Raw genomic sequence first — 8,168 nt, 5'->3', positions numbered from 1 at the left:
ACGCTGATCGCGCCAATCGGCCTTGGCAAGACGATGAGCCGCGACTTCCTCACCGACTTCATCGCCGCCGAACGCCGGCGCCCGCTGTCGAGCGTGCTTGAGCGCCTGTTTGCCGATCCCTCCAGGATCACCAGCGACATGGTCGAGGGCACGCTGCGCTTCAAGCGTCTCGAAGGCGTGCCGGAAGCGCTGACCGCGATTGCCGACATCATTGCCGACGACAACGGCCAGCGCCAGTCGATCGGCGACAGCCTCGCCGCACTCAACTGCCCGGTGCTGCTGATCTGGGGCGACCAGGACCAGGTCGTACCGGTCCCGCAGCCGTCCGACGTGCCAGACAACGCAACGCTCACCATCATCCCAGGCGCAGGACACATGCCCCAGATGGAGGCCGCCTCAATCGTCAACCAGGCAATCCTCGACAATGTCAAACGCACAGGATGAGGCGCCGAACAGCAATGAGGGCGGGTCCGAAATGTAAACGTTAACATTGCAGTCGATGAGGGATCTCGCAAGCCCGATCGCTTTGTGACCGGCAGCATTTGAAGCAAAAGACCGCAAGACCGCACTGCGACCCACGCGCGCTAATGATTGAAGCAAACTGCAAATTTTCGAATGGATCAGGAGAACACTATGTCCGAACGTATGGCTGGAAAGCGTGTCCTTCTCACCGGGGGCGTCGCCAACATCGGCCTTGCCATTGTTGAGGCGTTCGTCGCCGAGGGCGCGATCGTCTCGGTCGTCGATATCGATGCCAAGAGGGGCGCTGACCTTGAGCGGTCATTTGGGAGCAAGGTGAAGTTCCTGCAGGCTGATATCTCCAAAGAGGAGGAGATCAAGGATTCGATTGCCAAGGCAGCAACGTGGATGAATGGCATCGATACGTTGTGCCTCAATGCCGGCATTCAGCTTTCGGGTAAAGCTGAGACTTTTTCGACTGCGGACTGGGACAGGGTCTTCGCCATCAATGTCAGGGCGAACTTCGTCTTTGTGCGCGAATCGCTGAATTTCCTCAGGCAGGGCGGTAAGTCGTCTGTGGTGATGATGTCATCGCTGGCCGGCAAGCGAGGAGCACCGGGCCTGACAGCCTATTCATCGTCCAAAGCCGCCGTCATTGGATTGGCAACAACCCTCGCACTCGAGCTGGCATCCGAAGGAATCCGCGTCAATGCCGTGTGCCCAGGCTGGATCGACACACCGTTCAACCAGCCCGCTATTAATTTCATGGGTGGCCGGGAGAAACAGGAAGCGGCTGCCAAGGCCATGATCCCGCTCGGCCGGCAGGCGACCGCCAAGGAAGTCGCACCGCTCTTTGTCTATCTCGCCTCGGACGAATCCTCCTACGTGACAGCGCAAGCAATCAATGTCGACGGCGGCATCTACAACTAAGGCGCACCGCCAAAGCAAGGATATCATGATGACCAAGCTGATTACACATGAAGCCGCGCTCCAGGCACTTGAGGCCGGCGCGGCAAAGGCAAGGGAATTGTCTGAGCCATCTTCTCTGGCGATCGTCGATCAAGGCGGCAATTTGCTGGCGTTCATGCGGGTGGACGATGCTGCGCTCTCAACAGTCGAGATTGCGCAAAGCAAGGCCTACACCGCGCTCGCGCTGCGCTCCCCTTCCGGAAACTGGCTTGAGATCGTCCAGCCGGGAGCCCCGCTCTATGGTCTCGATGCATGTGGCGGCAAGAGACCCTTCGTGGTCTTCGGCGGCGGCTTGCCGGTTCGTGACGCCAAGACCGTTATCGGCGGTGTCGGCGTGTCGGGCGGCCCTGTCGATGCTGACTTGGCAATCGCCGAGATCATGGTCGCCGCACTTCAGAAGACATAACTGCCACCGCAGACCAAGAAAGGATATCCAAATGTCAAAACACAACGTTCGCCTTGAATGGGCTGCGAGTCCGCACCCCCAGCAGCCGACATACAGCCGAGACCACCATGCGATCATCAGCCCGCAGGTGACAATTCCGGTGTCCGCAGCTGCCGAATATCTCGGCACGCCCACGCTGGCTGACCCGGAGCAATTACTGGTGAATGCATTGGCGAGCTGTCACATGCTCTACTTCCTGGCGATCTGCGAGGGGAGTGGCTACAAGGTAACGAGCTATGTAGACGAAGCGGTGGGCGAAGTTTCCAAGAGCCCCGAAGGTGCCCAATGGGTGTCGTCGATCACGCTCCACCCCAATGTCACCTTTGGCTCTGACAAACAGCCTGACCGGGCGGCGTTGGAGCGCCTTCATCATCGCGCTCACAAAGGTTGTTTCATCGCCAATTCGATCAAGTCGAGCGTAACCATCGAGCTGGGCTGACCTTGGGCCAAGGGCTACCGCGGATTCCGTGCCTCGTTGAGAAGAGGTAGGAGCCGCAAGTCCCGACCAAGCCGGTCCAATAGCCTGTCTGGTGCAACTGCCAGCTGGTGTGTTTTTAGGGAGGTTGAGGAATTGACAGCGGTAGCGAACTTCAAGGAAATGGAAATCGGTTTCGATGTGCCTGCCGTTCCAGGCATGGCCATCGATGAAATTCAGACGCCATGCCTGATCCTCGATCTTGACGCGCTCGAGCGCAACATCAAGAAAATGGGCGACTATGCCAAGGCGCATAAAATGCGACACCGGGCCCATGGCAAGATGCACAAGTCTGTGGACGTCTTGCGCCTCCAGCAGGAACTGGGCGGGGCCATCGGCGTCTGCTGTCAAAAGGTGTCCGAAGCCGAGGTCTTTGTCCGTGCGGGTATCAAGGACGTACTGATTTCGAACCAGGTTCGCGATCCTCTGAAGATCGATCGACTGGCGCGCCTGCCGAAGTTCGGTGCGCGGATAATCGTTTGCGTGGACGATCTCCAGAATGTCAGTGAATTGTCGGCTGCCGCTGGAAAGCACAACACGTTGATCGAATGCCTTGTGGAGATCGACTGCGGGTCCGGGCGTTGCGGCGTCATGACAAGCGCAGCCGTTGTCGAGCTTGCCAAAGCCATCAATGCTGCTTCCGGGCTCAAGTTCACGGGAATTCAAGCGTATCAGGGGGCCATGCAGCACCTCGAAAAGTACCAGGACCGCCAGGCCAAGCTGGATATCGCGATCGCACAAGTCAGGGATGCCGTCCAGGCTCTCAATGCCGTTGCCCTAGAGCCTGAGCTTGTCAGTGGCGGCGGCACCGGCAGCTATCATTTCGAGAGCAATTCCAGCGTCTACAATGAGCTTCAATGCGGCAGTTATGCCTTCATGGACGCTGACTACGGCCGGATTCTCGATCAAGGGGGAAAGCGGATCGACCAGGGCGAGTGGCAGAACGCACTTTTCATTCTGACCAGCATCATGAGCCATTCCAAGCCGGACAAAGCCATTTGTGACGCGGGGCTGAAAGTGCAGTCGGTCGACTCCGGATTGCCTTTTGTTTACGGCCGCAGCGACGTGAAGTATGTCAAGGCGACCGACGAACATGGCGTCATCGACGATCCGAACGGCATCCTCCAGGTCAATGACAAGCTGCGGCTGGTCCCTGGTCACTGCGATCCAACCTGCAATGTTCACGATTGGTACGTAGGAGTGCGCGGCGGTAAGGTCGAAACATTGTGGCCGGTGTCGGCGCGAGGCAAGGCATATTGACGATTAAAAGCCTGTCCCTTCGGGAGCTGGCCGGTCGTGCTCGCAAGCATGGCGCATGCTCCCCGAAATTGGATGCCCAACTTCAACAGATCTTACTTTCAAGCTGAGCTTGAGCAACGGCCCCGGAGCAAATTATGCTTGATCCAACAAGTCCAAGCTGGGAGAAAATCGCCCAGACGATCGAAAATTTCATGACTCTCGACTTGACCGGCGTGGGGTTGATCGGCAAGCTTCATGATGCGCTTCAGAAGCGCCAGCCAGGTCCAGCGTGCATGCACGCCGCCAAGCTGATTTGTGACCGGACCCAGGAACACAAAGGCCCGGTCGTTATCGCCACAGGTTTTCCTGAAGGCGCCGGTGTTCCGGAAACCGATGGTCCTGTTGGAGCGGCTCTCCTCGCACGCGCTCTGTTTCTGGGGTTCGGTATCGAGACCGTGATCCTGACCGACAATGACTGGGTCGAAATGATGATCGGCACCTGCCGCGGTGCTGGACTGTCTCCGCTTCCATTTCCCGCCGATGGCCTAATCAAATCGATAGATTTCATCCGCCCGGTGTATATCCGCAGCGTGCCGAAGGACGACGCCGGTTGCAGGGCCATCACGGATGCCTTGCTTGATGTGACGAAACCGTCGCTGGTGATCTCGATTGAACGACCCGGCCAGAACGACCGAGGTCTATATCATGGCCTCGGGGGCCGGCCTCTCGACGGTCTTGTAGCTGACCTCGATCAGTTCTTTCGCCGCGCCAAAGCTCAAAGCGTCCCCTTCATTGCCATTGGCGACGGCGGAAACGAACTGGGCATGGGCGTGATCGCTGAGGATCTCAGAACGTTCTCTCCCAAGGCCAGGGACAGCGGGCATCCAGGACGCGGAGGTGTTGCCGCGGCAACAGCGGCTGATCATCTTATCGTCTCAAACGTATCCAACTGGGGTGCCACAGGGCTTATCGCGGCGCTATCGGCAGTGCTCGAAAACCCTTCAGTCTTTCATGACGGCGAACTGGAGCGCAGATGCATCGAACAGTGCGTGTCCTTCGGAGGCGTCGACGGCATGTTTATGGGACCCGAACCGGCGGTGGACGGCATTTCTGCGGCTGAGTGGGCGGGGCTTGTGACGAGCATGCGCAACACAATCGAACGGCTCAACGGTCGCGTCGTCGGTTGGAAGGGTCAAGGTGGCGACTGGCGCCAACTGAAGTAATTCAGCTCAATTTTTCCAAAGGATGCTGCCCATGTTCAGCCAAAATCCAGTCTTCATCCCCGGCCCAACCAACATACCCGATGTGCTGCGCAAGGCTGTCGACATGCCAACCATCGATCACCGCAGTCCGCTCTTCGGCAAAATACTGCACCCGGCCTTGGAAGGTGTGAAGAAAATACTCAAGTCAGAAAGATCCGCGATCTTCGTGTTCCCATCAACGGGCACGGGCGGGTGGGAGACGGCCATCAGCAACACCCTTTCGCCCGGAGATAAGGTTCTCGCCACACGCAACGGCATGTTCAGTCATAAATGGATCGACATGTGCAAGCGCCATGGGCTCGAGGTCGAGGTGGTGGTGCAGGAATGGGGCGAGGGGGTCTCCGCCGACCGTTACGAGGAAATACTGACCGCTGACAAGGGGCACAGTATCAGAGCGGTTCTTGCCACCCACAACGAGACCGCGACCGGTGTTCGCTCCGACATCGCAGCGGTTCGGCGGGCCATGGATGCGGCTCGACACCCAGCGCTGCTGTTTGTCGATGGCGTAAGTTCGGTCGGCTCGATGGATTTTCGAATGGACGAATGGAGGGTCGATGTTGCGGTCACAGGAAGCCAGAAAGGCTTCATGCTGCCGCCAGGCCTGGCGATCGTCGCCTTTTCACCTCTCGCGCTCGAGGCGGTTGCCGCAGCCAAGCTGCCGCGGACATTCTTCGATGTCCGGGATATGGCCAACGGATACGCAAACAACGGTTATCCCTATACGCCGCCTGTCGGGCTGCTGAATGGACTGAAGGTCGCAACCGAGATCCTTTTGGACGAGGGTATCGAGAACGTCTTTGCGCGGCATCAGCGCATTGCGGAGGGGGTTAGAAGAGCCGTGGATGCCTGGGGGCTGCCCCTTTGCGCTGCGCGCCCCGAACTCTACTCCGACACGGTCAGCGCGATCCGTGTGCCGGAAGGCTTTGACGCAAACGGAATCGTGGCGCACGCGCTCAACACCTACGGCGTCGCGTTTGGAACCGGACTTGGCGATGTTGCCGGCAAGGTTTTCCGTATCGGCCATTTGGGCAGCCTTACCGATGTGATGGCCCTCTCGGGAATTGCCACGGCAGAAATGACGATGCTCGACCTTGGCATCAAGGTGAAATTGGGATCAGGCGTGGCTGCTGCGCAGGATCACTACCGCCGGACCGCTGGCAGGCAGCAGCAGCAGGCTGCCTGAGCGTGGATGCAACGATGTACATCCCAACGCTTGATGACATGTTGTCGGCGCGTGAGCGGATTTCCCCGCATATTCACCGCACCCCGGTTTTGACCTCGCGTATGCTCAACGAGATGACCGGGGCGCAGCTCTACTTCAAATGCGAGAACCTCCAGAAAGCCGGGGCATTCAAGGCGCGCGGTGCTTCAAATGCCGTCTTCGGGCTATCGGAAGCACAGGCAAAGAAAGGGGTCGCAACGCATTCCAGCGGCAATCACGGGACATGCCTGTCTTATGCCGCCGGTCGTCGGGGCATACCCTGCACCGTGGTCATGCCCCGCACCGCGCCACAGGCCAAGAAGGATGCCGTCAAGGGCTACGGAGGTCATGTGGTGGAATGCGAGCCATCGACCTCCAGCCGCGAGGCGGTCTTTGCCGATGTGGTCGCAGAGACGGGTGCCGAATTCGTCCATCCCTACAACGACCTTCGTGTGATCGCTGGGCAGGCGACATGCGCGGCCGAGCTGATCGAGCAGGTCGAAGGGCTGGACGCAGTGGTCGCGCCCATCGGCGGAGGCGGAATGGTGTCGGGAACTTGCCTGACGCTGTCAGGCCTCGCGCCGCATGTGAAAACCTATGCTGCCGAACCGGAGCAGGCCGATGACGCGTTCCGAAGCTTCAAGGCTGGATACATAATCGCTGACGACGCGCCCGACACGGTAGCGGACGGGCTCAAAGTCCCCCTCAAGGAACTCACCTGGCATTTCGTCAATAAATACGTCAGCGATGTTCACACCGCATCCGAACAAGAGATTGTCGATGCCATGAAACTGATCTGGAAGCGTCTTAAGATCGTAATCGAGCCCTCAAGTGCCGTTCCGCTGGCGACGATTCTGAAACACCCCGAAGCCTTTGCCGGCAAGCGGGTCGGTGTCATCCTCACCGGCGGGAACGTTGACCTCGAAAAATTGCCGTGGAACTCAGATATGGCGCCAGGAAGCATGTCGGCCGAACGTCCTGGGCAGGGATTTGCGGGTACGGCCAGGCCGCCTACCAACACGGTAGCTCGGACGAAGCCATGATAATCGTTCCTGAACACGAAATCGCGGGGCTTGTTTCTCCCACCGACTGCCAAGTGGCGGTCGAAAACGTATTTGCTTCCATGGCAAGTAAGTCGGCTTACAATTTCCCCGTTATACGGGAAGCAATTGGCCACGCCGACGCGCTGTACGGCTTCAAATCGGGGTTTGACCGTGAGAGGCTTATCCTCGGGCTGAAGTCGGGAGGGTTCTGGCCGAGCAATACCCGGCGTGGCCTGTCAAACCATCAATCGACCGTCTTTCTCTTTGACGCAGACAGCGGCCGCTGCCGCGCCGCCGTGGGCGGCAATCTCCTGACCGCCATGCGGACTGCCGCTGCTTCAGCAATTTCGATAAAGTATCTGGCACGCCCCAAATCGAAAGTGATTGGCATAATCGGCGCCGGCCATCAGTCGACTTTCCAACTCAGGGCTGCTCTGGATCAGCGGCCGTTCGAAAAGATTGTCGCTTGGAACATCGATCCGACAATGCTCGTCCGCCTGGAACAGGTAGCAAACGAAAGAGACCTTCCATTCGAGTCTGTCGGTCTTGACCAACTTGGCCAGCAGGCCGATGTGATCATAACGATCACGTCGTCCTTCAAGGCAATCCTTAAGGCGTCCCAGGTGCGACCGGGCACTCATATTGCCTGCATGGGAACGGACACAAAGGGTAAACAGGAAGTGGAGCCCGAACTCCTCGCCATCGCCACCGTTTTTGCGGACGAGATTACGCAGGCCGCCACAATTGGCGAGGCGCAGCATGCTGTCGAGCAACGGCTTATCCGACCCGCCGACATTACCGAGATCGGCGCCGTCATTCGTGGCGATCATTTCGGTCGCACCGATGCCGAAGAGATTACTCTGTTTGATGGAACCGGCGTGGGGCTGCAAGACCTGGCTGTCGCCTCTGCAGCCGTAGACAGGGCAATCTTGACGGGCGTTGCCATTGAGGTGGATTTTTAGGGCTGGCCGTTGGTGGCACAGCGCCAGGTTCTCAACGCGATCCTGCTCGAGGGCCCTTTTTCGGCGCTGTCGCCTGGCTTGGGAGCAGTTAATTGCGGAATGTGCCGCCGCTT

Annotated in this window: 9 protein-coding genes; all 9 read left to right on the top strand. The window is 58.8% G+C overall.

Features of this window, described 5'->3' with window-relative positions; genetic code table 11:
- On the top strand, window positions 1-444 hold a 444-nt coding region (locus AC1DYO_RS27250; protein ID WP_477267511.1), incomplete at its 5' end, for an alpha/beta fold hydrolase.
- A 189-nt stretch (window positions 445-633) separates the two neighbouring features.
- A complete protein-coding gene (locus AC1DYO_RS27245; RefSeq protein ID WP_477267510.1) occupies window positions 634-1,389 on the top strand; it encodes an SDR family NAD(P)-dependent oxidoreductase in 756 nt (251 codons plus the stop codon).
- A 25-nt stretch (window positions 1,390-1,414) separates the two neighbouring features.
- Complete coding sequence (locus AC1DYO_RS27240) at window positions 1,415-1,834, top strand: GlcG/HbpS family heme-binding protein (RefSeq protein WP_477267509.1); 420 nt, start codon at window positions 1,415-1,417, stop codon at window positions 1,832-1,834.
- 31 nt (window positions 1,835-1,865) lie between these two features.
- Entirely contained in the window at window positions 1,866-2,312 is a 447-nt protein-coding gene (locus tag AC1DYO_RS27235) for an OsmC family protein (RefSeq protein ID WP_477267508.1), read from the top strand.
- 132 nt (window positions 2,313-2,444) lie between these two features.
- The gene (gene bhcC, locus AC1DYO_RS27230) at window positions 2,445-3,608 is read left to right on the top strand and encodes a 3-hydroxy-D-aspartate aldolase BhcC (RefSeq protein WP_477267507.1); all 1,164 of its coding nucleotides are present in this window, start codon (window positions 2,445-2,447) and stop codon (window positions 3,606-3,608) included.
- A gap of 134 nt (window positions 3,609-3,742) precedes the next feature.
- Window positions 3,743-4,810: a DUF4392 domain-containing protein gene (locus AC1DYO_RS27225; protein ID WP_477267506.1), complete on the top strand. Its 1,068-nt coding sequence runs from the start codon at window positions 3,743-3,745 to the stop codon at window positions 4,808-4,810.
- Between the two features lie 31 nt (window positions 4,811-4,841).
- Window positions 4,842-6,032, top strand: a complete 1,191-nt coding sequence (gene bhcA / locus AC1DYO_RS27220; RefSeq protein ID WP_477267505.1) for an L-aspartate--glyoxylate aminotransferase BhcA — start codon at window positions 4,842-4,844, stop codon at window positions 6,030-6,032.
- A gap of 14 nt (window positions 6,033-6,046) precedes the next feature.
- Complete coding sequence (bhcB, locus tag AC1DYO_RS27215; RefSeq protein WP_477267504.1) at window positions 6,047-7,093, top strand: beta-hydroxyaspartate dehydratase BhcB; 1,047 nt, start codon at window positions 6,047-6,049, stop codon at window positions 7,091-7,093.
- Window positions 7,090-8,055, top strand: coding sequence for an iminosuccinate reductase BhcD (bhcD, locus tag AC1DYO_RS27210; protein ID WP_477267503.1), 966 nt, complete (start codon window positions 7,090-7,092; stop codon window positions 8,053-8,055). The genes bhcB and bhcD overlap by 4 nt, the downstream gene beginning before the upstream one ends.
- Window positions 8,056-8,168: the final 113 nt, after the last annotated feature.

The organism is Mesorhizobium sp. P2_F5 (genome assembly GCF_056403715.1).
Note: the sequence above shows the minus strand (reverse complement) of the source record. Positions and strands in the feature narration are given on the sequence as shown.

Coding starts and splice junctions, on each gene's coding strand:
- AC1DYO_RS27245 (WP_477267510.1), top strand. CDS start 634: ATGTCCGAACGTATGGCTGGAAAGCGTGTCCTTCTCACCGGGGGCGTC.
- AC1DYO_RS27240 (WP_477267509.1), top strand. CDS start 1,415: ATGATGACCAAGCTGATTACACATGAAGCCGCGCTCCAGGCACTTGAG.
- AC1DYO_RS27235 (WP_477267508.1), top strand. CDS start 1,866: ATGTCAAAACACAACGTTCGCCTTGAATGGGCTGCGAGTCCGCACCCC.
- AC1DYO_RS27225 (WP_477267506.1), top strand. CDS start 3,743: ATGCTTGATCCAACAAGTCCAAGCTGGGAGAAAATCGCCCAGACGATC.
- bhcA (WP_477267505.1), top strand. CDS start 4,842: ATGTTCAGCCAAAATCCAGTCTTCATCCCCGGCCCAACCAACATACCC.
- bhcB (WP_477267504.1), top strand. CDS start 6,047: ATGTACATCCCAACGCTTGATGACATGTTGTCGGCGCGTGAGCGGATT.
- bhcD (WP_477267503.1), top strand. CDS start 7,090: ATGATAATCGTTCCTGAACACGAAATCGCGGGGCTTGTTTCTCCCACC.